Annotated in this window: 22 protein-coding genes and 1 pseudogene; 15 read left to right on the forward strand and 8 right to left on the reverse strand. The window is 69.6% G+C overall.

Annotated elements, in window-relative coordinates; all coding sequences use genetic code 11:
• Window positions 1–259: 259 nt before the first annotated feature.
• Complete coding sequence (locus QSK18_RS23380; RefSeq protein WP_285623343.1) at window positions 260–2,695, reverse strand: HNH endonuclease signature motif containing protein; 2,436 nt, start codon at window positions 2,693–2,695, stop codon at window positions 260–262.
• A 1,154-nt stretch (window positions 2,696–3,849) separates the two neighbouring features.
• On the opposite strand from QSK18_RS23380, the gene QSK18_RS23385 reads away from it, so the two are divergent.
• The 8 genes and pseudogenes from QSK18_RS23385 (at window position 3,850) to QSK18_RS23425 (ending at window position 12,099) form a co-directional block, all read left to right on the forward strand.
• Complete coding sequence (locus QSK18_RS23385; RefSeq protein ID WP_232809921.1) at window positions 3,850–5,199, forward strand: ABC transporter substrate-binding protein; 1,350 nt, start codon at window positions 3,850–3,852, stop codon at window positions 5,197–5,199.
• Window positions 5,192–6,148 carry a carbohydrate ABC transporter permease gene (locus QSK18_RS23390; protein ID WP_232809920.1) on the forward strand — a complete coding sequence of 319 codons (957 nt, stop codon included), beginning with the start codon at window positions 5,192–5,194 and terminating at the stop codon, window positions 6,146–6,148. The genes QSK18_RS23385 and QSK18_RS23390 overlap by 8 nt, the downstream gene beginning before the upstream one ends.
• A 30-nt stretch (window positions 6,149–6,178) precedes the next feature.
• Window positions 6,179–7,111 carry a carbohydrate ABC transporter permease gene (locus QSK18_RS23395; protein ID WP_232809919.1) on the forward strand — a complete coding sequence of 311 codons (933 nt, stop codon included), beginning with the start codon at window positions 6,179–6,181 and terminating at the stop codon, window positions 7,109–7,111.
• Window positions 7,108–8,496, forward strand: coding sequence for a GH1 family beta-glucosidase (locus QSK18_RS23400; protein WP_232809918.1), 1,389 nt, complete (start codon window positions 7,108–7,110; stop codon window positions 8,494–8,496). Before QSK18_RS23395 ends, QSK18_RS23400 begins: the two co-directional genes overlap by 4 nt.
• 8 nt (window positions 8,497–8,504) lie before the next feature.
• A complete protein-coding gene (locus QSK18_RS23405) occupies window positions 8,505–9,512 on the forward strand; it encodes a LacI family DNA-binding transcriptional regulator (protein ID WP_285623350.1) in 1,008 nt (335 codons plus the stop codon).
• Window positions 9,513–9,613: 101 nt separating this feature from the next.
• A pseudogene (locus QSK18_RS23410) lies at window positions 9,614–10,589 on the forward strand (energy-coupling factor ABC transporter permease).
• Entirely contained in the window at window positions 10,586–11,362 is a 777-nt protein-coding gene (gene cbiQ, locus QSK18_RS23420; protein WP_285623356.1) for a cobalt ECF transporter T component CbiQ, read from the forward strand. Before QSK18_RS23410 ends, cbiQ begins: the two are co-directional and overlap by 4 nt.
• Window positions 11,359–12,099 carry an energy-coupling factor ABC transporter ATP-binding protein gene (locus tag QSK18_RS23425; RefSeq protein WP_285623359.1) on the forward strand — a complete coding sequence of 247 codons (741 nt, stop codon included), beginning with the start codon at window positions 11,359–11,361 and terminating at the stop codon, window positions 12,097–12,099. Before cbiQ ends, QSK18_RS23425 begins: the two co-directional genes overlap by 4 nt.
• Here QSK18_RS23425 and QSK18_RS23430 read toward each other — a convergent pair.
• Window positions 12,089–12,814 carry a maleylpyruvate isomerase family mycothiol-dependent enzyme gene (locus QSK18_RS23430; protein WP_232809912.1) on the reverse strand — a complete coding sequence of 242 codons (726 nt, stop codon included), beginning with the start codon at window positions 12,812–12,814 and terminating at the stop codon, window positions 12,089–12,091. The genes QSK18_RS23425 and QSK18_RS23430 overlap by 11 nt on opposite strands.
• A gap of 33 nt (window positions 12,815–12,847) precedes the next feature.
• Window positions 12,848–13,891, reverse strand: coding sequence for a GDP-L-fucose synthase family protein (locus QSK18_RS23435; RefSeq protein ID WP_285623361.1), 1,044 nt, complete (start codon window positions 13,889–13,891; stop codon window positions 12,848–12,850).
• A 244-nt stretch (window positions 13,892–14,135) separates the two neighbouring features.
• Here QSK18_RS23435 and gmd point away from each other — a divergent pair, with 244 nt between their 5' ends.
• The 7 genes from gmd to QSK18_RS23470 all read left to right on the forward strand — a co-directional run bounded on the left by gmd (window position 14,136) and on the right by QSK18_RS23470 (window position 18,689).
• Window positions 14,136–15,146 (forward strand): GDP-mannose 4,6-dehydratase, encoded by a 1,011-nt coding sequence (gene gmd, locus QSK18_RS23440; protein ID WP_232809911.1) that lies wholly within the window; start codon window positions 14,136–14,138, stop codon window positions 15,144–15,146.
• A gap of 35 nt (window positions 15,147–15,181) precedes the next feature.
• Window positions 15,182–16,348, forward strand: coding sequence for a glycosyltransferase family 9 protein (locus QSK18_RS23445; protein ID WP_285623372.1), 1,167 nt, complete (start codon window positions 15,182–15,184; stop codon window positions 16,346–16,348).
• A 99-nt stretch (window positions 16,349–16,447) separates the two neighbouring features.
• Entirely contained in the window at window positions 16,448–16,801 is a 354-nt protein-coding gene (locus QSK18_RS23450; protein WP_232809909.1) for a hypothetical protein, read from the forward strand.
• Window positions 16,802–16,910: 109 nt separating this feature from the next.
• Entirely contained in the window at window positions 16,911–17,090 is a 180-nt protein-coding gene (locus QSK18_RS23455; protein ID WP_232809908.1) for a hypothetical protein, read from the forward strand.
• The gene (locus tag QSK18_RS23460) at window positions 17,084–17,545 is read left to right on the forward strand and encodes a GNAT family N-acetyltransferase (RefSeq protein ID WP_232809907.1); all 462 of its coding nucleotides are present in this window, start codon (window positions 17,084–17,086) and stop codon (window positions 17,543–17,545) included. The genes QSK18_RS23455 and QSK18_RS23460 overlap by 7 nt, the downstream gene beginning before the upstream one ends.
• A 101-nt stretch (window positions 17,546–17,646) precedes the next feature.
• Entirely contained in the window at window positions 17,647–18,246 is a 600-nt protein-coding gene (locus QSK18_RS23465; RefSeq protein WP_232809906.1) for a TetR family transcriptional regulator, read from the forward strand.
• Between the two features lie 77 nt (window positions 18,247–18,323).
• Entirely contained in the window at window positions 18,324–18,689 is a 366-nt protein-coding gene (locus tag QSK18_RS23470) for a response regulator (protein WP_285623378.1), read from the forward strand.
• Window positions 18,690–18,700: 11 nt separating this feature from the next.
• Here QSK18_RS23470 and QSK18_RS23475 read toward each other — a convergent pair whose 3' ends face one another.
• The 5 genes from QSK18_RS23475 to QSK18_RS23495 all read right to left on the reverse strand — a co-directional run bounded on the left by QSK18_RS23475 (window position 18,701) and on the right by QSK18_RS23495 (window position 25,664).
• A complete protein-coding gene (locus tag QSK18_RS23475; RefSeq protein WP_285623381.1) occupies window positions 18,701–20,725 on the reverse strand; it encodes an acyltransferase family protein in 2,025 nt (674 codons plus the stop codon).
• 224 nt (window positions 20,726–20,949) lie between these two features.
• Window positions 20,950–22,122, reverse strand: a complete 1,173-nt coding sequence (locus QSK18_RS23480) for a rhodanese-like domain-containing protein (RefSeq protein WP_285623384.1) — start codon at window positions 22,120–22,122, stop codon at window positions 20,950–20,952.
• Window positions 22,123–22,183: 61 nt separating this feature from the next.
• Window positions 22,184–23,179 (reverse strand): ketopantoate reductase family protein, encoded by a 996-nt coding sequence (locus QSK18_RS23485; RefSeq protein WP_285623390.1) that lies wholly within the window; start codon window positions 23,177–23,179, stop codon window positions 22,184–22,186.
• Entirely contained in the window at window positions 23,176–24,786 is a 1,611-nt protein-coding gene (locus QSK18_RS23490; RefSeq protein ID WP_285623394.1) for a dipeptide ABC transporter ATP-binding protein, read from the reverse strand. The genes QSK18_RS23485 and QSK18_RS23490 overlap by 4 nt, the downstream gene beginning before the upstream one ends.
• Window positions 24,783–25,664 carry an ABC transporter permease gene (locus tag QSK18_RS23495; protein ID WP_285623397.1) on the reverse strand — a complete coding sequence of 294 codons (882 nt, stop codon included), beginning with the start codon at window positions 25,662–25,664 and terminating at the stop codon, window positions 24,783–24,785. Before QSK18_RS23495 ends, QSK18_RS23490 begins: the two co-directional genes overlap by 4 nt.
• Window positions 25,665–25,667 lie beyond the last annotated feature (3 nt).

Here is a 25,667-nt window from a genome sequence, read left to right on the forward strand (position 1 = left end):
CTCAGACAGGACGTCACGCGGCTGGGCATCAGACGGCCGGGCATCAGGCAAGGCGCCTTCGCCGCGGCACGGATGCTCAGCAACGGCGAGCGGCGCACCCCCACCCCGTGGCTGCTGGTCACCGGTCCAGGCAGGGCACCAGGCAGGGCGTCACTCGGCGGGGCATTAGGCAGGACGTCTTCGCCGCGGTGCGGATGCTCATCGACGGTGGGCGGCGCCCACCACCCTGTGGCTGTTCGTCACTGGTCCAGGCAAGGCGTTAGAAGGTCGGCTCCCCGTATTCGGGGTACACACCGGTGGACTCACCCCAGGGAGCGTGCTTGGGCCGGGCCAGAGGCGGGCGGAGTGCGGCTGCAGCCTTCGCTGCTTGCTTGGCTGCTTGCTTGAGCGCGGCTCGGCGTTGGCGGTCTTGCTGGTCGGCCTGCCATTGCAGGGCTCGGGCCCAGCGGTTGGTACGGCGGGTGGTGCGTTCGGCGGAGGGCATGAGGTCGATGCGGGTCAGGCTCTCGGGTTGTGCGGGGTAGTCCGGGGTGCGGGTGGGCAGGGTCCAGCCCGGCATGCCTGGCAGGAGGGGTGGCGGGCTGGGGTGATCGGTGCCGTCGGGCGTGGTCCAGATGATGGTGCCGGGCGGGTAGGGCTCGTCGGGGCGGGCTGGCCGGGCGTGCCAGTGGGCGAAGGTCTTGAGGCGATGGTGGCCCCGGCACGCTGGGTGCATGTTGCAGGCGCAGGAGAGCCCACCCTGCCGAAAAGGCCTGAGATGGTCCAGATCACAGCGGCTGGCGGGCGTGGTGCAGCCGGGGAAGGTGCAGGTCGGGTAGCGGGCGGTGACCTGGTTGGTGAGTGTGCGGCCAGGCCGGTAACGGCTGGTCCGGGGTTGGTCGTGATCCAGGCCGACTGGGCATGGTGGTGCGGCCGTTGGATCATCCGGTCTGCCCGGTCTCTGGCTGTTTCCCGGATGCTCCTGCCCCCCGAAGTCGTGTGAGTCGGCGCTGTGATCGGCGGTCGGTGGGGGCATTCCGTCCGCTTCAGCGTGGGCAGGTGCGTCAGCGCGGGCGTCAGTGTGCATGTGGGAGTGCGAGTTGGGTTGGGCGCAGGCTCCGGGTAGGACCAGGAGGGTGACCTGACTCGGAGCGACGGCCAGTCGGCGGGCTTGCTCGGCGCTGATCACACCGTGACCCTGCAGCAATCCGGGGATCTGATCCAGGCCCAGGAGTGTGGTGTCGGTGATGGTGACCACGAGGTGTGGGCCGCGGCCTTTGACCCGGGGCAGGTCGGGGATACGCCACCAGGCCGGCATCAAGCCCTCTGGCACCGGCGCGAATCCCAAGGTCGTCATGTCGTGGTGGAGGTTGGCGGCAGGGGTCTGCTGGTCTTCCTGCGGACGGCGCCGGAAGGAGTCCGGGACGGACTGGCCTGAAAGGCTTTCCGGCTGGTCTTGTGAGGATCCGCCTTGCCCTCCGGCCTGGCCGCCTTCTCCGATCGGCCCTGGAGCATGCGCCCCGGCATGCCCCCGGACATCCACCCGGTTGCCGCCTCTGCTTCCATCCTGGCCGGGCTCCCGACCAGGCTCTTCTGTGGGCTTTTCGGCCGAGCAGCCAGCACGCGCGTCACCCGGCGTACGACCCGGCACGTCACCCGGCACGTGATCCGGTTCGTCACCGGGCTGCCCAGCACGCTGACCAGCGGAGCAAACAACGGGCTCACCGACGGGCTGAGCGGCGGACTTACCCGTGGGCTGGGCGGCGGACTTGCTCGCGGGCTCACCCGCGGGCTGAGCGGCGGACTCACCGGCAGTCTCACCCGCGGGCTGGGCGGTGGGCTGGGTGGCTGGCTGAGCGGCGGGCGGAGCGTGGAACTCCTCGTCGTTCTCATGCCGAGGGTCCGGAACCAACGGAATGTGCAGCCCTTCCGACAACGCCTGCACCAGCATCGCCAGTACATCCGCCCGCCGCTGATCATGCGTGCGCTCATCCGGAAGACCTTCGGCCTCAGCCCGATCCCGCGCCGCATCGGCTGCTGCATCCAGGAAACCGTCGAGCAGTTGACCGGCCTCCGCGGAGATGAGGGCTGTCACCAGAGCCATTCCGTCGGGCTGGGGCTGCACCTGCACGTTCCGGCCCCGCAAGGCCTGCGCATGGCGGGCCGCGCCACCGTCCGGATCAAGCTGCTGCAGCAGAAGCTTGATCAGCCGGTCCAGTTGCCCGTACGTCAGATCGGGCGCCTGCGCGGCGACCATGGCCTCCAGCAGCAGCCACTGCTCATTGGCCGGCCGCAACTGCGGGTAGCGCTCACAGGCACCGTGCAACCGGCGCGTGACCAGGCGGGCCCGATCACCATCGAGACGCCCCTGTTCCAGCAGGGCGAAGACTCGCGGCAGATCACGTACCAGGCCGATCGCCTCCTGCACATCGCCTGCGGCCGAGAGCGGATGACGGTTCAACTCCGGCGCCAGACGCGAGGACACCAACTTGCGGGACGAGATCAGCTGCGCGGAATCCTCCAGTTCGCCGCCGTTCTGGTTCTGCCCACCATCCGGGTCTTCTTCGTGCTCCCGGCTGCCCAGAGCGCCGTTGGACTCCGGCTGGTTCTGGCCCACGGGCTGCCGCCCCGCCCGCGAACCCCGGCGCCGGGCCACCGGCATCGCCTCGACCGCCGCTACCAGCGAACGCATCTGCGCCGCCTGCAGCCGCCGCATCACCAGCTCTCTTGCCAGCAGGCCAGTGACCCAGGCATCAGGTGCAGAGCCGGACCGGGCAGAAGAGCCGGGCCGGGCAGAACGGCCAGGCTGGCGAGAGGAGCCGACCTGGGCAGAACGGCCAGGCTGAACAGAAGGGCTGGGCTGAGCAGGACGGGCAGGACGGGCAGGCCGGGCAGGAGGGCTGGGCTGGGTAGAAGAGGTGGGCCGACCCGAAGGAGTGGGCTGACCAGGACGGGCAGGCTGGGCAGAAGGACCGGGCTGGACAGAAGAGCCGACCTGGGTAGAACGGCCCGGCTGAACAGAAGGGCTGGGCTGAGCAGGACAGGCAGGCTGGGCAGGAGGGCTGGGCTGGGTAGAAGGGGTGGGCTGACTAGAAGGAGTGGGCTGAGGAGAGTGGCCGTAGTCAGAGGGGCTGCTGGACGGAGACGACTCGCTCGATCCGCCCGCCGCATCCAGATTCCCTGGCTCAGGCGGACTCTGCGGCATGGCGAGGGCTTCCAGTTCCTCCAGCAGCCATTCGCTTACCCCCAGCGCCAGGCCGGGGACACGTTGCTCGAACTTTCCGTCAGCAAGTGCGCTCACCTCAACACCCCCTTGTAGCAAGCACTTCCGCGCGGCCCCCACCGCGACATGAACAGACTAGACGCGACCACCGACAGAATGCGGAACTGCAGGTGGAGGGCCCTTTTCCGGGATGGGAGGGCAGATCAACGAGGGTGGCCACGCCGCTCACCGGCTCCGTCCAAGGTGAGGCTCGGCGCGACGCACATCGAAACAAGACGGACCGTCGACGCAGAACAGAGTCCTGGCCACTCAAGATCAACGCGCAGGCAAACGGGCACAAACGGCGCCCGAACGGAGCATGAAGACAGCGGGGCCGCCGATACCTCAGCGTCCGACGCCACGGTCAAGCCCTTAGGTTCCAAAACCTGTCGATAGTGGCCGAAAACTGTTCAGTAAGAATACCTTTGAGACAGCGATAGCCGCGCCGGACAGCGGTCGTCATCGCCGGCGTCCCAAATCATTACAACTAAGTAACGTCATGGGAGCGTTCCCATAGACCCCTTGACGCCACCCAGACCGAGGGCGCACCTTTGGGAGCGCTCCCATAGACGTTCCTCGGGTCGAAGAGGCCCCGAAAGGAGAAAGCCATGAGCCCCTCCATGTCCCGGGCGCCACGGGCGCCCCGCACCGGCCGGCGGATGCTGGCAGTGGTCGCGGTCGCGGGTATCGCTCTGACCATGGCCGCGTGCGGCAGTGACGACGAGGGCGGCGACGCCGGCTCGGACGGCCAGGTCACGCTGAAGGTCTCGACCTTCGGCCGGTTCGGCTACGAAGAGCTCTTCAAGAAGTACCAGGCCGACAACCCGAACATCAAGATCGTCGAGTCCAACGAGGGTGACCTGGGCAAGTACACCAACGCCCTGACCCAGCGGATCGCGGCCGGCAGCGGTGCCGGCGACGTGGTCGCCATCGAGGAGGGCGCGATCGTCCAGTTCCTCCAGGCCCCGGACAAGTTCGTGAACTTCCAGGAGCACGGCTCCGAGGAGATCAAGAGCAACTGGCTGGACTGGAAGTACGCCCAGGGCACCACCGCCGACGGCAAGCAGACCATCGGTCTGGGCACCGACGTGGGCGGTCTGGCCATGTGCTACCGCACCGACCTGTTCAAGGAGGCCGGTCTGCCGACCGACCGCGAAGAGGTCTCCGCGCTCTGGCCCACCTGGGAGGACTACATCGAGGTCGGTAAGGACTTCGAGGCCGGCAAGAAGGGCGCCGCCAAGGACGCCAAGTTCGTCGACTCGGCCACGAACACCTACAACTCGATCCTGATGCAGACCGCGGGCGCCAACCCCGGCTACACGTACTTCGACCGCGAGAACAACTTCGCGATGGAGAGCAACCCGTCCATCAAGGCCGCCTGGGACACCACGAACAAGCTGCTGGACGCGGGCCTCTCGGCCAACCTGAAGTCGTTCACCGGTGAGTGGGACGCGGGCTTCAAGAACAGCGGCTTCGCCACCATCGCCTGCCCGTCCTGGATGACCGGCTACATCTCCGGCCAGGCCGGCGACGCCGGTGAGGGCAAGTGGGACATCGCCTCGGTGCCCGGTGGCAGCGGCAGCTGGGGCGGCTCGTTCCTGGCCGTTCCCACGCAGAGCAAGCACCAGGAGGAGGCCGTCGCCCTGGCCAAGTTCCTGACCACCGCGGACAGCCAGATCGAGGCGTTCAAGGCCGAGGGTGTCCTGCCGTCCTCGCCCGAGGCGCACAAGGACCCGGCGCTGGCCGCGTTCAAGAACGAGTACTTCAGCGACGCCCCGGTCGGGGAGATCTTCGTCAAGGGTGCGGCCAGCCTCAAGCCGGTCTACCTGGGCGCCAAGAACCAGGCCGTGCGTGACGTGATCGAGAACGACCTGCGGGCCATCGAGCAGGGTCAGCAGAGCGCTGCCGAAGGCTGGACCGCTGCCATCGAGCACGCCAAGGCCGCGGCGGGTGTCTAACACGCTCACCCCGGTTCCGCCGGCTCCCGCGAAGGTCCGCCCCACCTGGCGGATGCGCGTGAGCCGGTGGGACCACAAGGGGTCCCCCTACGCCTTCGTCTCGCCGTTCTTCATCCTCTTCGCGATCTTCGGGGCCTTCCCTCTGCTCTACACCTTCTGGGTGTCGCTGCACGCCTGGCCCCTGCTCGGAGAGCACAGCTTCACCGGTCTCGACAACTACGAGAAGCTGCTGACCGACAAGCAGTTCTGGAACGCCGCGAAGAACACGCTCGGCATCTTCGTGGTCTCCACCGTCCCGCAGTACGTGCTAGGCCTCTGGCTCGCGGTCACGCTGAACCGGAAGATCCGCGCCCGCACCCTGTTCCGGGTCGGCGTGATCATCCCCAACGTCACCTCGGTGGCCGCGGTCACGCTGATCTTCACGATGATCTTCGCCAAGGGTTTCGGCCTCGCCAACTGGATGCTCAGCTGGTTCGGTGTGAACGCGGTCGACTGGACCGCCCACACCTGGTCGTCCTGGCTGGCCATCTCGGTGATGGTCGACTGGCGCTGGACCGGTTACAACGCGCTGATCTTCCTGGCCGCGATGCAGGCGATCCCCAACGACCTGTACGAGGCCGCGGCGATCGACGGCGCCAGCCGCACCCGGCAGTTCTGGTCGGTCACGCTGCCGCTGCTGCGCCCGACGATCCTGTTCACCACGATCATCTCGATCATCGGTGGTGTGCAGCTGTTCGCCGAGCCGCTGCTGTTCGCACCGGGGGCCGGCGCCATCCAGGGTGGTTCGCTGCGGCAGTTCCAGACGCTGACCATGTACCTGATCGAGAACGGCTTCACCCGCTTCGAGTTCGGTTACGCGGGGGCCGTCGCCTGGATGATCTTCCTTCTGGTGCTGATCATCTCGCTCATCAACATCTGGCTGGTCCGCCGGATCGGCGGGTCGGACTGAGATGCTGAACCAGGTTAGGAGGCGGTCGCGATGACCGCGGTGACACCCCCGATCCACGCCGAGCCCCAGGGCACCGGCACCACCCCGCCCCCGGCCGGCCGCAAGCGGCTGAGCCGCCGGGTGGCCGAGAGCAACAACCAGCTGTTCAACGCCAGCCCGCTGAACTACATCGTGCTCGTGATCACCTTCATCCTGTCGGTGTTCCCGCTGTACTGGATGCTGGTCATGGCCTCCCGGCGCAACGACGAGATCGTCCAGGTCCCGCCGGTGCTCACCCCGGGAGACCGCCTCGGCGCCAACTTCACGGCACTGTTCGACAACGCCGACGTGATGTTCGCCAAGGCCCTGATGAACTCGTTCATCGTGGCCGGCACGATCACCGTCGTGGTGGTGATCCTCTCGGCGCTGGCCGGGTTCGCCTTCGCCAAGCTGCGCTTCCGCGGCAACGGGGTGCTGCTGGCCCTGGTGGTGCTCACCATGATGGTGCCGATCCAGCTCGGCACCGTGCCGCTGTACATGATGATGGACTGGCTCGGCATCCAGGGCACCCTGGCCACGGTCATCCTGCCCTACCTGGCCAGCGGTTTCGGCGTCTTCATGATGCGCCAGTACGCCAGCCAGTCGGTGCCGGACGAGCTGATCGAGGCGGCCCGGGTGGACGGCGCCTCGACCCTGCGGATCTTCTGGTCGGTGGTGCTTCCCGCACTGCGCCCGGCCGCCGCGATCCTGGGTCTGTTCACATTCATGACTTACTGGAACGATTTCCTCTGGCCATACGTGGCGCTCAGCCCGGAGAATCCGACCGTACAGGTCGCACTCTCCAGGTTGTCCACCGGCTACTACACCGACCAGTCCCTGGTCATGGCGGGCACCCTGATGGCCACGCTCCCGCTGCTCGCCGTTGTCATCCTCTTCGGACGGCAGCTGATCAGCGGAATCATGGATGGAGCAGTGAAAGCATGAGTTTCTCGGACGATTTCGTCTTCGGCGGGGCCACGGCCGCGTACCAGATCGAGGGGGCCGCCGACGAGGACGGGCGCGGCAAGTCGATCTGGGACGTCTTCTCGCACACCCCGGGGAGAGTGGTCAACGGCGACACCGGCGACGTCGCGATCGACCATTACCACCGGTACAAGGACGACGTGGCGATCATGTCGGACCTGGGCCTGCAGGCCTACCGCTACTCGGTGTCGTGGCCGCGGATCCAGCCGGACGGGCGGGGCCCGGCCCTGGAGGCCGGCCTGGACTTCTACTCCCGGCTGACCGACGAGCTGCTGAACGCCGGCATCGACCCGTGGATCACGCTGTACCACTGGGACCTGCCGCAGGCGCTGCAGGACGCGGGCGGCTGGCCGAACCGCGACACCGCGTACCGGTTCGCCGAGTTCTCCGCGATCGTCCACGAGCACCTGGGTGACCGGGTGAAGCACTGGATCACCCTGAACGAGCCGTTCGTGTCGGCCTTCGTCGGCTACGCCGCGGGCCGGCACGCCCCCGGCATCCGCGACCCGCGGGCCGCCCTGAGCTCGGTGCACCACCTGCTGCTGGGCCACGGCCTGGCGCTGCAGGCGCTGCGGGACCAGAACGTGGAGCAGGCCGGGATCACGCTCAACCTGTACTCGGTCGAGGCCGCCTCGGACTCGGCCCTGGACACCGACGCCGCCCGCCGGGTGGACGGCTTCCAGAACCGGCTGTTCCTCGACCCGGTGCTGAAGGGCCGCTACCCGCAGGACATGCTGCACGACCTGGCCGAGTTCGGCGGGATGGGCGAGGTCCGCGACGGCGACCTGGAACTGATCAGCGCGCCGATCGACCTGCTCGGGGTGAACTACTACACCAAGTACCTGATCACCGGTGACCCGGAGCACCCCGACCTGGTCGGCGAGCGCACCGGTCAGCTCGACTCGCCCTACCCGGGCGCGGCGCACTGCCGCGAGGTCCGGCACGGCAAGCCGCTGACCGACATCGGCTGGGAGATCGACCCGGACGGTCTGCACGACGTGCTCACCCGGCTGAAGCGGGAGTACCCCGCGGTGCCGCTGGTGATCACCGAGAACGGTGCGGCGTTCGACGACGAGGTCGCCGAGGACGGCGGGGTGCACGACGAGCGGCGGATCGCCTACGTGCGTGACCACCTGGCCGCCTGCGAGCGGGCGATCGACGACGGGGTGCCGCTGCAGGGCTACTTCCTCTGGTCGGTCTTCGACAACTACGAGTGGGCCGAGGGCTACGCCAAGCGGTTCGGCGCGGTGCACGTGAACTACGGGACCCAGGTGCGCACACCGAAGGACTCGGCGCTCTGGTACTCGAAAGTCATAGCCACCCGCTCGCTCGACGAGCAGTCATAATCGGCTGAATGAACAGGCGCAACCGGCCCCCGACGCTGGAAGAAGTGGCGGAGCGGGCCGGGGTCGGGCGGGGCACGGCGTCCCGGGTGATCAACGGCTCGCTGCAGGTCAGCGAGACGGCCCGGAACGCCGTGCTGCGCGCGGTCGACGATCTGGGCTACGTGCCCAACCGGGCCGCCCGGTCACTGGTCACCCAGCTCACCGACGTGGTGGCCCTGGTGGTCTCGGAGTCGGAGGACCGGCTGTTCGGGGAGCCGTTCTTCGCCCAGGTGGTGCGGGGGGTGAGCAATGCGCTGGCCGGTACGTCACGGCAGCTGCTGCTGGCCATCGCCCACGAGTCCGACCGGGGCCGGCTGAACGACTACCTGAGCCGGCAGCACGTCGACGGCGTGCTGCTGCTCTCGATCCACGGCGACGACCCGCTGCCCGACCAGCTCGCCGCCCGCGGGGTGCCCGCGGTGCTCGGCGGCCGGCCGAACCGGAACGTCACGCTGCCCTTCGTGGACATGGACAACGCAGGTGGTGCGGCGGCCGCGGTGGAGCACCTGATCGCCGGAGGCCGTCGGTGCGTCGCCACGATCACCGGTCCCCTGGACATGACCGCCGGGCAGTTGCGGCTCGAGGGGTACACCTCGGCGCTGGCCCGGCACGGCCTTCCCGAGCTCATCGAGCACGGCGACTTCAGTGAGGACAGTGGACGAGTGGGGGCACGCAGGCTTCTCGAGCGGGCTCCCGGTCTGGATGCCATCTTCTGCGCCTCCGACCAGATGGCGATCGGGGCCCTGGCCGAACTCGCGGCGGCCGGGCGGAGGGTGCCCGAGGACGTGGCCGTGGTCGGCTTCGACGACTCCCCCACCAGCCTCTACACCAGTCCGAGCCTGACCACCGTGCACCAGCCGGTGGAGGACATGGGGGCCCGGATGGTGCAGACGCTGTCCCGGATGATCGAGAACCCGGGCGAGCCGGTGTCCGACGTGGTGCTGCCGACGCATCTGGTGGTCCGGCACTCCGGCTAGTACCGAAACTGGTTCGGCCGAAGTTATTGCAAAGCATGTGCAACTGAGCCAATCTGTGCTGGCCAGACACCATCCGTCCCTGAAGGGTCAGGATCACCGCCATGCATGCACCGGACGGATTCATCGACGTCCCCGTCTCGATCGCGGCCGGGGTGGTCGCGGTCGGCGGGGTCGCGCTCTGCCTGCGGGGCGCCCGCCGTGAGCTCGACGACCGCACGGCGCCGCTGGCCGGCCTGGTCGCGGTCTACGTGTTCGCCGTGCAGATGCTGAACTTCCCGGTGGCCGGCGGAACCAGCGGTCACCTGCTCGGCGGCACCCTGGCCGCGGTGCTCGTCGGGCCCTTCACCGGAGCCTTATGTGTCTCCGTGGTCCTGCTGGTCCAGGCGGTGCTTTTCGCCGACGGAGGCCTGACCGCGCTCGGGGTCAACATCTCCACCATGGCGCTGGCCACCGTGCTGATCGGCTACCCGCTGGCCCGGCTGCTGCTCAAGGCCCGGCTGGGCACGGCCCTCGCGGCCGGTCTGGCCGCCGGGGTCTCGGTGGTGGGGGCGAGCCTGGTCTTCGTCCTGTTCTACGCCCTGGGCGGCACCACCGACGTCGACCTCGCCCGGGTCACCGGGGCGATGGTCGGTGTGCACGCCCTGATCGGGATCGGTGAGGGCCTGATCACCGCGCTGACGGTGGGGGCGATCGCCAGTACCCGACCCGATCTGGTCCATCTCGGCAGGCCCGCCGCCTGGGGCCCGGTCTCCGCCAGCTGGAAGGCCTGATCTGATGCGTACCCGAAACCTGCTGGTCGGTCTGCTCCTGGTCAGCTTGCTCTTCGCCGGCGTGGTCAGTTACTACGCCAGCAGCTCACCCGACGGCCTGGAGAAAGTCAGCGAGGACAACGGCATCTCGGCCCAGGCCAAGGAGCACGACCTGAGCGGTTCACCCCTGGCCGACTACGGGGTGAGCGGTGTGGACGATGCCCGGCTCTCCGGCGGGCTGGCCGGGGTGATCGGCGTCGGGGTGACGTTCCTGGCTGCCTCCGCCCTGGTCTTCGTGGTGCGCCGGAGCAAGAGCTCCGGCGAATGAGTGGCGGTCACGCACACCAGGGCCTGCTGGTTCCGGGCACCTCGGTGCTGCATCGCCTGCCGGCCCACGTGAAGCTCGTCGCCGCCCTGTTCTCGGTGCTGGCGATCGTTGCCGCGCCCGGGTCGCAGTTCTGGGCCTTCGGCGTCTTCGCCGGGGTGATCGCACTGCTGGCGGCCGTCGCCCGGATCCCACCCGGCCTGATCGCCCGGCGCCTGCTGATCGAACTCCCGTTCGTGGTCTTCGCCCTGCTCCTGCCCTTCGTCGCTGCGGGCGAACGTACTGAGGTGCTCGGAGTACCGATGAGCATCGAAGGTCTCTGGAGCGCCTGGGAACTCGTGGCCACGGCCACGCTGGGCCTGGCCGTCTCGGTCCTGCTGGCCGCCACCACCGGTCTGCGGGAGATCCTGACCGGTCTGGAACGTCTGCGCATGCCCACGCTGATCGTGCAGATCATGAGCTTCATGATCCGCTACGCCGATGTGGTGGCGGACGAGCTGCGGCGGATGCGGATCGCCCGGGAGTCAAGAGGTTTCGTGGCCCGGGACATCCGCCAGTGGCCGGTTCTGGGACGTAGTGCGGGGGCGTTGTTCGTGCGGTGCTTCGAACGGGGCGAGCGGGTGCACCTGGCCATGCTCTCGCGTGGGTACGACGGAGGGATGCCGGGAACGGACGGCCCGGGCGCATCTTCCGTGGTCTGGGCAACCGGTCTGAGCCTGCCGTTGCTCTTCACCGTGGTCACCGCCGTCGCGGTGCTGACAGGAGGAGCGCGATGAACCCGGCAGTGGCGGTCGAAGGGCTGCGGTTCAGCTATCCGGACGGTCACGCCGCCCTGGACGGGGTGGATCTGACCGTTCAGCGCGGCGAGCGACTGGCCGTGCTCGGCCCCAACGGCGCCGGCAAGACCACCCTGGCTCTGCACCTGAACGGCATCCTCCGGCCCACCGACGGCTCGGTGCGGATCGACGGGGTGCCGGTGGTCAAGGAGAACCTGCAGCAGATCCGGCGGCGGGTGGGTCTGGTCTTCCAGGACCCGGACGACCAGCTGTTCATGCCCACGGTGCGCGAGGACATCGCTTTCGGGCCACGCAATCTCGGCCTGAGTGCGGCGGAGACGGCCGCCCGGGTGGAGTCGGCGCTGGAGAAGGTGGGCCTGACCGATCTGGCCGACCGGCCGCCGCACCACCTCTCGTTCGGGCAGCGCCGCCGGGCCGCCGTGGCCACCGTGCTGGCCATGGACGCCGACGTGCTGGTGCTGGACGAGCCCTCGAGCAACCTCGACCCGGCCGCCCGCCGGGAACTGGCCGAGATCCTGCTCGGGCTCGACGTCACGGTGCTGATGATCACCCACGACCTGCCGTACGCCCTGCAGCTGTGCCCGCGGTCGGTGATCCTGGCCGACCGGCGGATCCAGGCCGACGCCCCGACCGCCGAACTGCTGAGCGACCCGGAACTGCTGGCCCGCTACCGACTGGAACTGCCCTACGGTTTCGCCGTACCGGCTACTGCGTAGCCTTGAGCATCAGGTCCCGCAGGAGACCCATCCCGGTCAGATCGCCGGTGTAGCTGAGCTTCTCACCGGCGATCCGGTTGTACAGCCACAGTTCCAGGTCCGAGGCCCCGCCGCGGATCGTGGTGCCCGCCCGTCCGTCGGCCGAGACCTCGAGCCCGCCCGGCTCGAAGTGCACGAACCACGAACGGGACGGGGTGCGCACCTCGAGGTCCGGCCGTCCGGCCGGGTAGTCGCCCGGTTCGATGTCGCTGACCAGCATGGCCACCAGCACCTCGTCGATGCCGTCCTCGGCCAGGCCGGCCTCGATCTCGGTGGGGGTGCCCACGGCCAGTTCGGCGTCGAACCGGTGCACCGCCGTCTCGTGGGCCATCCGCCGGATCCAGAAGGCCACGCTCTGGTCCGGCTCGAACCAGGTCCAGGCCGGGGCGTCGGGCGGGTACTCGTCGAAGGTCTCGTTCAGCCGGGCCCAGCCCTGCTCCAGCACCTGCAGGCTGCTCAGCCCGGTCAGGTCCGGCTCCTCGGTGGGCCGGGCGTTGAGCCGGATGCAGTCCACCTTGTGCCAGTAGACCTCGCCGACGTGCTGCACCAGGTCGTCCAGCGACCAGTCCGGGCACGACGGCACCCGGATCCCGGTCAGCGACGAGTCGGCCGGCAGCACCGACCGAAGACGCGAGTACTCGATCCCGAGGTGACGCCTGAGTTCTGAAGTCTCCATGAGATCGATGGTTCCCCAGGGGTCAAGCCGTTTTCACCTACCCAGGCCGACCAGACCGTCTTCGATCCGGATGTTGTCCAGGTTGTCGGTGAACCAGCGGTAGGTGCTCTCCACCCCTTCGCGCAGCGACACCGTGGGGGCCCAGCCGAGCCCTCGCAGGCGGGACACGTCCAGCAGCTTGCGCGGTGTGCCGTCCGGCTTGGAGGTGTCGAAGGACAACCGCCCCTCCCAGCCGACGACGTCCGCAATCGTCTCGGCGAGTTCCCGGATGGTGACGTCCACGCCGGTGCCGACGTTGATCGTCTCCGGCGAGTCGTAGTGCTCCAGAAGGAAGACCAGCGCCGAGGCCAGGTCGTCGACGTGCAGGAACTCGCGCCGCGGAGTGCCCGAGCCCCAGATCCTGACCTCCTCGGCCCCGGTCTGCTTCGCCTCGTGGAAACGGCGGATCAGGGCCGGCAGGACGTGCGAGTTGGTGGCGTCGAAGTTGTCGCCGGGCCCGTACAGGTTGGTCGGCATGGCGCTGACGTAGGGCAGGCCGTACTGCTTGCGGATCGCCTGGACCTGCATGATCCCGGCGATCTTGGCGATCGCGTAGGCGTCGTTGGTGGGCTCCAGCGCGCCGGTGAGCAGCGCGGACTCCTTGATCGGCTGCTCGGCGAACTTCGGGTAGATGCAGGAGGAGCCGAGGAAGAGCAGGCGCTGCACCCCGGCCTGCTGGGCGGCGTCCATCAGATTGACCTGGATCCGCAGGTTGTCGGACAGGAACTCGGCCGGGTAGGTGTCGTTGGCCAGGATCCCGCCCACCCGGGCGGCGGCCACCACCATCACGTCGGGCCGGTTGTCCAGGACGAACTCCGTCGTCGCGGCCCGGTCGCGCAGGTCCACCTCGGCCGAGGTGGCCCCGAGGAGGTCGCCGAACCCGCGGGCGGCCAGCGCGCGCCAGACGGCCGACCCGGCCAGGCCCCGGTGACCGGCCACGTAGACCTTCATGTCCGGAGTCAGCAGGGGCCCGCTCGACGTAGGGGTGCGCTCGACCGAGAGGTCCGCCGAGGAGAGGGAGGACGGAAGGGTGGTCATGACCCCGAACGGTACCCGAGCAAGGGAACTATGAGTGCTCATTCGGTGACCATCAGTTCTGACGACCAGCACACGGCGCATCGGGCAAACGCCGGAGGTTGGCCAAACCCTGCAGTAACCGCTCTCCGTGATCGTCCCATCACGCTACGGTACGGACAGAATCGGCTACCCAACGGAATCAGCTCATCGCCATCAGTGACGCGGGCGGTGGGCACCCCCGTCCATCCTGGCGAGGAGCGGCATTTTGCAGACTTCGAAGAAGGCCCTGATCACCGGGATCACCGGTCAGGACGGTTCGTACCTGGCCGAACTGCTGCTGGAGAAGGGCTACGAGGTGCACGGCATCGTGCGCCGCTCCTCGCAGTTCAACACCTCGCGGATCGACCACCTCTACGTCGACCCGCACGACCCGCGGGCCCGGCTGTTCCTGCACTACGGCGACCTGACCGACGGCTCGCGGCTGGTCACGCTGCTGGAGAAGGTGCAGCCCAACGAGGTCTACAACCTGGCCGCGCAGTCGCACGTGCGGGTCTCGTTCGACGAGCCGGAGTTCACCGGGCTGAGCACCGGGGTGGGCTCCACCCGGCTGCTCGAGGCGATCCGGATGATCGGCCTGGAGTGCCGCTACTACCAGGCCAGCAGTTCGGAGATGTTCGGGGCGACCCCGCCGCCGCAGAACGAGAACACCCCGTTCTGGCCGCGCAGCCCCTACGGCGCGGCCAAGGTGTACGCGTACTGGATGACCCGCAACTACCGCGAGGCCTACGGGATGTTCGCCACCAACGGCATCCTGTTCAACCACGAGAGCCCGCGCCGGGGCGAGACGTTCGTGACCCGCAAGATCTCGATGGCGGTCTCCAACATCGTCGCCGGCAAGCAGGACTACCTGTACATGGGCAACCTGGACGCGGTGCGCGACTGGGGCTACGCCAAGGACTACGTCGAGGCGATGTGGCTGATGCTGCAGGCCGAGGAGCCCAGCGACTACGTGGTGGCCACCGGAACCGCCTACACCGTGCGGGACTTCCTGCAGTTCTCGTTCGAGCACGTCGGCCTGGACTGGGAGAAGTACGTCCGGTTCGACGAGCGCTACCTGCGCCCGACCGAGGTGGACTCGCTGATCGGCGACGCCTCGAAGGCCCGGGACATCCTGGGCTGGACGCCGAAGGTGCTCACCCCGGAGCTGGCCCGGCTAATGGTGGACGCCGACCGCGCGACCATCGACCTACGGACCGAACTGCCCGCCCAGCTGTGATCAAGGCGGCGGCCCCGGCCGCCGAGGAGTCGACCGTGGAGACTGTCCAGACCAAGGTTCGGCGGCCTCGGTGCCGGGTGTCGCCGGGGAACTTCCGCCGGCTGATCAAGCGCTTCTCACCGGTGGTCGAGACCGGTGCGGTCGAGGCGTCGCCCCGGTCGGTGCTGGTGATCCGGACCGACGAGGTCGGCGACCTGGCCATGACCCTGCCGCTCCTGACCTCTCTGCGCTCGGCCTGGCCCCTGGCCCGGATCACGTTGCTGACCGGGGGCTCCCGCGGTGAGATGATGCGCGGCGGTGCCCTCGTCGACGAGGTGGTCGCCTGGCCCGACCTGGAAAGCACCTGGTCCGGATCGCTTTCCGGCCAAGTGCGGTGCTGGCGCCTGGGCCGCCGCCTACTGCACCACAGCCGTCCGTTGCACGGGCGCTTCGATCTGGCGATCCTCCCCCAGCCCGACGCCGAGCCGTTCGGCACCCGATATGTGGCCTGCACCGCCGCACTTCGCGTGGTCGGTTTCGATCCCGCCGACTATTTTTCCGGGGACGAGCGGGGCCTGCTCACCGATCCGGTCAGCCCGGGCGACCCGCAGACCCATGCGCTGCGGCACAGTGAGCGGCTGGCCTCGGCGCTGGGGATCACCATCACCCCCGACACCTACGACGCTCCTGGTCTGGCCCTGATCGGTCCGGCCGACCGGGCCGCGGCGCGCAGCCTGCTCTCCCCCCTGGCCCCGTCGCCGGGCCCACTGATCGCCGTGAATCTGACCGCGCGCGACTGGCCCCCGCAGTCCTGCGCGGCCGTCGTCAACGCGGTTCACGCCCGGGTTCCGGTGCGGTTGGCACTGATCGGCGAAACCAGTTCGCCCGAGGATTTTTTGAGGACGCTCGACCCCTCGATTCCGTTGGTGAGCGCGATCGGCCGGGCTCACCCTCGCACCCTCCTGGCGCTTCTGGCCGACAGTGACCTGTTCCTCGGCGGAGCCGGTGACGAGATGCACCTGGCCTCGTCGGTGGCCACGGCCTGCGTGGTGGTGGGCGATCCGCCCGCCGCTTCGGCCGGCCCCTGGTCAGCCGGTTCGCAGGTGGTGCCGGGCAGCGGGGTGAGCCAGGCCGTACTCGAGGTACTGACCGGGCTGTCCTGGCCGGCGGTCGGTGGTCAGACCTCAACCCCGGCCGATCGGCGGGTCCGCCTGCCGGCTTGAGCGATCTGACCGCTCTTCACCCGATCGGCGGTCGCCCACCCGCCTCCCCTCGGCGAGTCTTGCCCCCTTGGTTCGCTACGGCGGGAGGGGTGGCAGCAGATGGGGGCACGACGATGCGTCGTCATCCCGGTGATCGAGCGGGCCAACGGCATCATCATGACGCCGTCGGCGACCGAGGGCGGGTTCTTCCCCCGGGTGATCGTCGAAGGGCAGATCCGGTACTCGAGGCTGACCCGGGACGGGGTGGACGAGGTCTGGGGGCCGACACTGGCCGACGCCCAGGAGCGGGTCGCCGAGAAGAACGCCGCCTGGGGCCTGACCGGCGAGGACGTGCTGCAGATCCTGATCGGCTGGCAGCTCGCGCGGGACGAGGAGGACGCCCGGGTGTTCTGCCCGGTCTGCCGTCGGCAGTACGACTGGGGCGCCGGTGACCGGTGTGCCTCGTGCGCCTGAGCTCAGGCAGGTCCGGTTCCCCGGTACCACCCAATTTTCCTGAGGTTTTCCTACGGTAACCAAAGACATGCGTAGGGTATGGGGCTTACGCGAGTTGGAGGGACTTGTCGTGGGTGCTGTTGGTGGTCTGATCGTGTCCGAACGCCGCTGGGTGAAGATCGCGCTGATCTCGGCGCTCGCCATCGCCGTCGGGTCGATGATGTTGGTGACGTCGCACCGGGCGCGCACCGGCGCGGCCGATCTGGAGCAACCCGGTGAGCACTGCACCACGATCACCACGCAGTGCTGAGGACCGTCGGTCCGGAGCAGGCTGAACTCGTCGCTTCCTGGGCCACCTCGGAGCAGGAGGCGAGGTGGTGGGCGGGCGCCCCGTACCCGGTCCCGCCGTCGCTGGTCTCGTCCTGGGCGGACGACCCGGACGCTCACGGTTTCGTGCTGTACCACGGCACGGAACCTATTGCCTACGGGGAGATCTGGGACGACGCCGACGAGGGCGAGTCCGAGCTGGCCCACCTGATCGTCGCGCCCGATTGCCGAGGTCAGGGTTTCGGTCGGCGGCTGGTGCGCTCCCTCGTGCCCCGGGCCGGGTTCGGGGCTCTGGTGATGCGCGTGCACCCGGACAACTCGGCGGCCCAGGCCTGTTACCTCGGCGCCGGTTTCGGCCGGGTGGACGAGGCCCGCGAAGCGGAGTGGAACGCGCCTCAGCCGGTGCGCTACGTCTGGCTGGAGTACACCGCCTTCTGAGTGGTGTGGTCTGAGGCACCGCGGCGTCGGGGACACGGGAGACCGCTCGTTCGTTCTTTCCGGTGGCAGCCGGTAGGTGTGAGCGAGTGGGAGGCCTGGTCTTGAGCGAGGGTCTGCGGGAGCGGCGACGGGCCGCCTCGAGGGCGATCACCGTCGAGGTGGCGCTGCGGTTGTTCAGCGAGCGCGGCTTCGAGAACGTGACGGTGGCCGACATCTGCTCGGCCGCCGAGATCGCCCCGCGCACGTTCTTCCGCTACTTCGCCACCAAGGAGGAGGTGCTGGCCGAGCCCTCCCGCGAGATGGCGGTCCGGATCCGGGAGTTCTTCGCCACCGCCCCGCTCGAGCTCGACGACATCGCGGTGCTCACCCTGGCCCTGCACGACCTGGCCGAGCACGTGATCGAGCACAGCGACCAGCTCCGGGGGTTCCACCGGGCGTCGGCGGTCCGGGTCAGTCCCTACGTGAGGCTGTCCGACCGGGAGCGCCAGCTGGCCGTCGACCTGGTCAACCGGGCGGTGCCGGAAGGTCCCGAGGGCCCGGTACTGATCCCCGACTGGCGTACCCGGCTGATGGTCGCGCAGGGGGTGGCGGCGTTCCGGGTGTGGATGGAAGATGCGCTGGGCCCCGACGCCCCGGCCGACCCGCAGGCCCACCTGAGTCAGATCCTGGATCTGGGCGCCCCGGCCGGCGCCCTCGGCTGATCCACACTCAAGGTTCCCTGCATCCCCGCCGATATCGAGGACGGATCATCCCGTCCGCGGAATTGGGGGCGACGTAAGTGTCCAGTGTTCTGGTCGTCGAGGACGACAGCGACATCCGCAGGTTGCTCGAGATCCGGCTGGCCCGGATGGGCCACTCGGTGATCAGTGTGGGATCGGCGGCGGCCGCGCTGGCCGCGATCGATCGCTACGGCGTACCGGACGCGGTGGTGCTGGACATCGTCATGCACGGCGCCTCGGGCATCGACCTGCTGCGGCAGTTGCGCGACCAGCCCGGGTCCCGTGACCTGCCGGTCATCCTGCTCACCGCGCGTGACCTGCAGGAAGACCGGAAGGCGGCGCAGGAGCTGCACGCCCACCTGATGCAGAAGCCGATCGAGGTGGCCAGCCTGACCCGGATACTGGACCGGGCTCTGACCAGCTAGAGGCCGGCCAGCTAGAGGATCGCGCCCACGGCCGTCTTCAGGTCGTCGGTAAGGGCCTGCGAGCCGATCCGGTTCAGGTGGTTGAAGTCCCAGTAGGCCAGCTCGCCGTCGACCAGGGGGCTGCAGACGTCGCCGTTGCAGAACCGGTCCCACGGGTCGTAGACGCTCACCCCGGGAACGCTGGTGACGACGTCCCACTCGGCCTGGCGGGAGGTGCCCTGGTACTCCAGCACGTCTTCCTGGCTCTTGTCGCAGACGAAGTTCAGGAAGCCGCCGCTGCACGCGGTCTGCCGGTTCATCGCCTGGGTGGCGTAGTTCGGCACGTCCATCACGTAGAGCACCGGGATGCCTGCCTCGGTCAGCTCCTGCAGCGCCGGCTTGAGCTGCTGCGGCCACTTCCCGTCGACGTCGTGCCGGGCCAGGGCCCACTGCCCGACGACCACCAGGGACGGCGGGTCGTCGCTCTTGGTGGCCCGGTCGAGCAGCGCCGAGGCCAGTTCACCGCAGTTGGCGACCTCACGGCTGGGCTGGGCGTCGCGCATCAGCGGGCAGCTGGCCCCGGTGAGGGCCAGGGTGCTGTAGCCGAGCCGGCGGTCGGCCTCGATCAGGCCGGTGGAGTAGGCCTCGGCGTGCGAGTCGCCGGCCAGCATCACCCAGCCCTTGGCGTTGGGCACGGTGTCCATGCAGCGGTCGAAGTCGGCGGCCTCGAACGACCGGTTGCGCACCAGACAGCCGTTCTCCCGGCCGAAGGTGAGCTCACCGCGCTGCCCCGCGTAGGCAGCCGCGTTGGGCACCGCCCACGGCCCGGCCACCTGCAGCGTGACCGCCGCAACAACCACCGTGCCGGCCGCAACCGCACCGCCCAGGTAGACCCGGGGCAGGCGCACCCCACCGTGACGCAGCGGCTGCTCCACGAAGCGGTAGCTCAGGTAGGCGGGCAGCAGCGAGAACAGGGCGGCCAGCACCGGGGTGTAGGGCCGGGGCCAGATCAGGGTGGCGATCACGATCGCCGGCCAGTGCCAGAGGTAGATGCTGTACGACAGGTCACCGGTGACCACGAACGGCCGCGACGAGAGCACCCGCTTGATCGGCCCCTCGCCCACCGTCCCGGCCAGGATCAGCAGGGCGGTCGCCACCACCGGGACGATCGCGGCGACGCCGGGCCAGACCGTCTGGTCGTTCACCCTGAGGTTCAGGTACACCAGCAGCGCCAGCCCGGCCGCGCCCAGGGCCACCGGCAGCACCGTGCGCTCCGCCGTGTAGTGGCGGGCGGCCCGCTTCGAGGCCCACACCGCGAGCAGGGCGCCGACGCCGAATTCCCAGGCCCGGGTGGGTGAGGAGTAGAAGGCCACGTCGGAGGCCGGGTAGCTGTGCACCCGGAAGTCGCCGTACGACAACCACATCGACAGGGCGAAGCTCGCTGCGGTGAGCAGGCCCAGACCGATCGCCTGGCTGCGCGCCCCACCTCGGCCGAACTTCCAGGTCAGCGCCAGCAGCAGCGGAAACACCAGGTAGAACTGCTCTTCCACGCTGAGCGACCAGACGTGGGTGAGCGGGTTCATCACCGCCCCGGCGGCGAAGTAGTCGCCCGAGGTGCTCAGCAGGTCGAAGTTCCCGGCCAGCAGAACTGCGGCCAGGGCCGTGCCGGCCGTGGTCGACTGCGCCCCGATCGGCGACTGGAACAGGAACGAGAGCAGCAGAACGGCCAGCAGCATGACGACCATGGCGGGCAGCAACCGGCGGATGCGGCGGGCGTAGAACGAGCCGAACCCGAACCGCCCCGAGGAGCGCAGGCGCTCGATCTGCCCGGTGATCACGAAACCGGAGATCACGAAGAACACGTCCACCCCGGCGAAACCCGCGGGCAGGGGAAGCTTTGCGTGATAGATGACGACGAGGACGACCGCGATCGCCCGCAGCCCTTGGATGTCGGCGCGCTTACTCTCCCGCTGCCTCTCCTGCTGAACAGGCGCAGTGGCTACGGCAGGGCGAACGCCAGGATCGGTGTCCGTGGACCAGCCAGCAGTACTCGTCATGATGCCCCATCGTGCCCAAGGACCCTATGCATCGCCTCCCGAAACGCACATCACAGGGTGTTCACAGGACAACTCGCCGTCAGAAGAACGAGCTCAGACCCGGTCCGACCAGACCTCAGGGCTACCCCGTTCCTCCTCCCGATCCTGCCCTTTCGAGCCCGGCCAGGACGAAGGGCGGGATCCGCGGATCCCGCCCTTCACCTGCGCTGTGAACTAGAGCACATTCACCGGTCGAGCTCGTGCCAGGCCGGCGCGCCACCCTCCACGTGAGCCACGTTGACGAAGCCCCGGCCGATCAGGTTCTGCGCCACCGGGCCCGAGCCGTTCACCGATCCGCAGATCACCACGATCGGGGTCTGCAGCGACGCGACCTCGGCGTGCCGCTCCGCGGAACCGAAATCGAACTCGGCGTCAAGGTTGTCACGGTCGACGATGATCGCGCCCTCGATCGGGCCGGTCTTCTCCCGGCCCCCCGGGCTGCGGGTGTCCAGCAGCACCGCTCCCTCGGCCACCCTTCGGCGTGCCTCGGCGGCGTCGATGAGCGGCGGCTCGGTCGGGCCGGTGGCCACGGGAGTGTCGGGCCGACTTGCCCACTGCGAGTAGGAACCCGGGTACAGCGGCACCCGGTCGGCATCGAAACCGGCCACGGCCAGGGCGAGCAGGTCGTGCGCGGCGGTGACTCCGGAACCGCAGTAGACCCCGACCGCCCGGTCGTCGCTCACCCCGAGATCCCCGAACTTCCGCCTGAGGACGTCGGGGGCGGCGAATCGTCCATTGTCACCGAGGTTTCCGGTCGCCGGAGCGCTGACCGCGCCCGGAATGTGGCCGGGCCGAGGATCGATCGAGGCGACCTCGCCGGAGAACCGGCCGGCCGGGCGGGCGTCGAGCAGCAGCCCGCCGTTCTCGACGAACTCGGGCACCTCGTCCACCTCGACGGTGGGGAGCTTGCCCTCGCCCAACGTGACGTCCCCTTCGGCCGGGGCGGGCTCGTCGCCCGTGGCCAGCGGCTGGCCGGCCTCCTTCCAGGCCTGCAGACCGCCGTCCAGCAGGCGGACCTCGCCGTCGAACCCGGCCCAGCGCAGGAGCCACCAGAGCCGGGCGGCCGCCAGCAGGCCGTTGTCGTCGTAGACGACAACGGTGTCGGAGCTGTTCAGGCCCCACGACCGGGCCGACTGCTGGAAGGCCGCGGCCGTGGGGAGCGGGTGACGACCGGCCTCGGAGCTGCCGGGCGAGGCCAGCTGCGCGTCGAGGTCGACGTAGACGGCGCCGGGGATGTGCCCGGCCCGGAACTCGTCCGGCCCGGGCGGGCCACCGAGCTTCCAGCGCACGTCGAGCAGTCGCGGCGAACCGCTGCTGCGCAGGGCCAGGAGTTCCTCAACGGTCAGGAGCGGGCTCATGCTTCTTCCTTCGTGTCAGCCGATGCCGGCAGACCTAGTGTCTCGTCTGGTTCGCGCGTGGTCAGGGAACGGGGATCAAGTCGGAGAGCAGGTCGGACAGACGGTTCGTGTCCGGGGGCAGTCCGGCGGCGGCCTGGGCCCCCAGCAGGCGTTGCAACCGTTCGTTGGCCGGTGTCGGTACCCCGTGCAACCGGCCGAGCCGGACGATCTCTCCGTTGAGGTGGTCGACCTCGCTGGAGCTGCCCCGGGCGAAGCTCTGCCAGGTGGAGAGGTTCCCGCCGACGTGCCCGGGCACCTCCTCGACCACCAGGTGGGCCGTCGCCGCGGGGGCGACCTCGATGCCCGCCGCCGCGAACACCGCGCGGGCCTCGGGCACCAGCAGCGCCCGGGCCTGCTCCCGCTCGGTGTCGCTGCCCTGCAGCACGCCCAGGCCGTTGGCCAGGTTGAGCAGGAGCTTGCGGGCCTTGTAGGCGCGGATGTCCTCGACCAGGCTCACGTCGTAGCCGGCCTCGCGCAGGTCGCGGGCGAACTGCGCACCCTCGTCGCCCGGATCCGCCGCCCGGTAGCGGCCCAGCCAGGCCACCCCGACGATCGGGTACGAGGGAGAGACCACCTCACCGGGGGTCAGATGGCTGGCGGCCACGCCGATCGAGACCCCGTAGACCCGCCCGAACCGGCGCACCGCCAGGTCCTCGGTGGCCAGGCCGTTCTGGAAGGTGAGCAGGGGCAGGTCGGCGGCCAGCAGGGTGGGCCGGCCGTGCTCGTCGGAGACCGGCAGCCAGGCCCACCCGGCCAGCACCGGCTCCGCGTCCTGGGTCTTGGTCGCCAGCACCAGCACGTCCTGGTGGGTCAGGTGCAGTTCCTGAGGCCCGCCGACCACCGGCACCCGGACCTGCTCGGTGCTGCGCGGCCGGCGCACCCGCACGCCGCCGGCCCGGATCGCCTCCAGGTTGGCGCCCCGGGCCACCAGGACCACCGACTTGCCGGCCAGTTCCAGCTGGGCGGCCAGCAGGGCACCGATCGCACCGGCCCCGATCACGACATAGCGAGTACTCATACCGGGTTCGCTCCGATCGGCCGGCCGGGGATGGAGTCGAGCAGTTCCCGGGTGTAGGGCGACTGCGGGGCATCGAACACCCGCGCGGCCGGGCCCTCCTCGACGAGCTGACCACGGCGCAGCACCGCCACCCGGTGCGACAGGCCGGCGACCACCGCCAGGTCGTGCGAGACGAACAGGTAGCTCAGGCCCAGGTCGTCCTGCAGCGAGGTGAGCAGGCTCAGGATCTGCGCCTGAACCCGCACGTCCAGGGCCGAGACCGGCTCGTCGAGGAGCAGCAGCTCCGGCTTCAGCGACAGCGCCCGGGCGATGGCCACCCGCTGACGCTGCCCGCCGGACAGCTCCGACGGCAGCTGGCCGGCGAAGCTCTGAGGCAGGTGCACCGCGTCGAGTAGTTCCCGCACCCGCTCCCGGCGGGAGGCCCGGTCGCCGATGCGGAACGACACCAGCGGCTCGGCGATCGTCTGCCCGACGGTGAACCGGGGGTCCAGGGCGGAGAACGGGTTCTGGTGCACGAGCTGGAACCGCCGGCGCAGCGGGCGTAGCTGTCGCCAGCCCAGACCGGTGATGTCCTGGCCACCGAACCAGACCTGCCCGGCGGTCGGCGCGACCAGGCCCAGCGCCACCCGCAGGGCGGTGGTCTTGCCCGATCCGGACTCCCCCACCAGGCCCAGGGTCTGGCCCTTCGGCACTTCGAGCGTCACCCCGTCGAGAGCGCGGAAGCTGCCGCCCCCGGGCAGGGTGTAGTCCTTGGACAGATTCTCCAGGCGCAAGACAGGTTCAGCGGTTTCGGCTGGGGCCCGGCGCTCGGTGAGTGAGAGCCCCGGAGCCGAGCGCAGCAGGTCTTTCGTGTACTCCTGCTCGGGCGCCCGCAGAACCGTTGCGGCCGGGCCGCTCTCGACCACTGCACCCGACCGCATCACCACCACCCGGTCGGCCCGGTCGGCGGCCACCCCCAGGTCGTGGGTGATCAGCAACAGCGCGATCCCGCGCTCGGCGACCAGGCGCTGCAGATGGTCCAGGATCCGCTTCTGCACCGTCACGTCGAGGGCGCTGGTCGGTTCGTCGGCGATCAGCAGGTCGGGCTCCCCGGCCAGGCCGGCCGCGATCAGCACGCGCTGACGCAGGCCACCGGAGAGCTCGTGCGGGTACTGCCGGGCCCGCAGCACCGGATCGTCCAGCCCGGCCGCGGTCAGAGCGGCCAGAACCTCGGCGTCCACACTGCGTTTCGGTACGTCGGGCCGTCGGCGCACGGCCTCGGCCACCTGCGGGCCGATCCGCCGGGTGGGGTTCAGGGTGACGGTCGGATCCTGCGGCACCAGGGCCACCACCCGCCCCCGCAGGTCTCTCAGGGCTCGTTCGCCGGCGCCGGTGACCGGTTTCCCGGCCACGGTGATCGAACCGCCGCTCACCCGGCCGGTTCCGGGCAGCAGGCCGAGCACGGCCGAGGCCAGGGTGCTCTTGCCCGAGCCCGACTCCCCCACCACCGCGACCGTCTCACCCGGGGCGATGCTCAGCGAGACGCCCCGCAGCGCGGGCACCGGAGGCCGGCGCCGGTGCGGGTGGTAGTCGACCGAGAGGTTCTCGATCTCGAGAACGTTGCTCATCGCTGGAGCTCCTCGAGGCTGCGGGAGATGTGGTTCAGGCTGAACACCATCAGCCCGACGAAGGCCCCGGGCAGCAGGGTCAGCCACGGTGAGGTGATCAGGTAGCTGCGGCCCTGCGAGATCAGCGTGCCCCACTCGGCCGACGGCGGGGCCGCCCCGAAGCCGAGGAAGCTGAGCGCCGAGATGGCCAGGATCGCCACCCCGAAGTCCAGCACCGCCAGCACCAGCACCGGTCCCCAGCTGTTGGGCAGGATGTGCCGCACCAGCACCCGGGTCCAGGACGCCCCGCCGGTGCGGGCCGCCTCGATGTAGGGCAGGGCCTTGATGCTCAGCACCCGGGCCCGGGTGATCCGGGCGAAGCCGGGAACGATGCCCACCCCGACCGCCACCGCGATCGGCAGGGTGCCGAAACCCAGTGCGGTGACGATGGTCAGGGCCAGCAGCAGACGCGGGATCGCCAGCAGCACGTCGATCACCCGCATCAGCACCGAGTCGGCCCAGCCGCCGAAGAAGCCGGAGACCACGCCGATCGCCAGCCCGGCCACCACGGCGATGCCGATCGCCCCGAGGGTGGCCTGGATGGTCAGCGTGGAACCGTGCAGCACCCGGCTGAACAGGTCGCGGCCGAGCTCGTCGGTGCCGAACCAGTGCGCGGCCGAGGGGGCCAGCAGCTTGTCCGCGCCGGCCGTGGCGTTCGGGTCGTGACCGGTGAACCAGCCCGGCGCCACGGCCGAGACCAGGACGAAACCCACGTAGACGAGGGCGAGCACGAGCCCGGGGCGGGCCGTGAGGGTTCTCCAGCGAGCCGGCGCCGCCGGTTCCCCGAGCGCGTCGCCGGCCACCGGCGTCGTCAGTTCTGGTGCGAGATCGACCGACATTCC

It is taken from the genome of Kineosporia sp. NBRC 101677, from assembly GCF_030269265.1.
GTDB classification, from domain to species: Bacteria; Actinomycetota; Actinomycetes; order Actinomycetales; family Kineosporiaceae; genus Kineosporia; species Kineosporia rhizophila.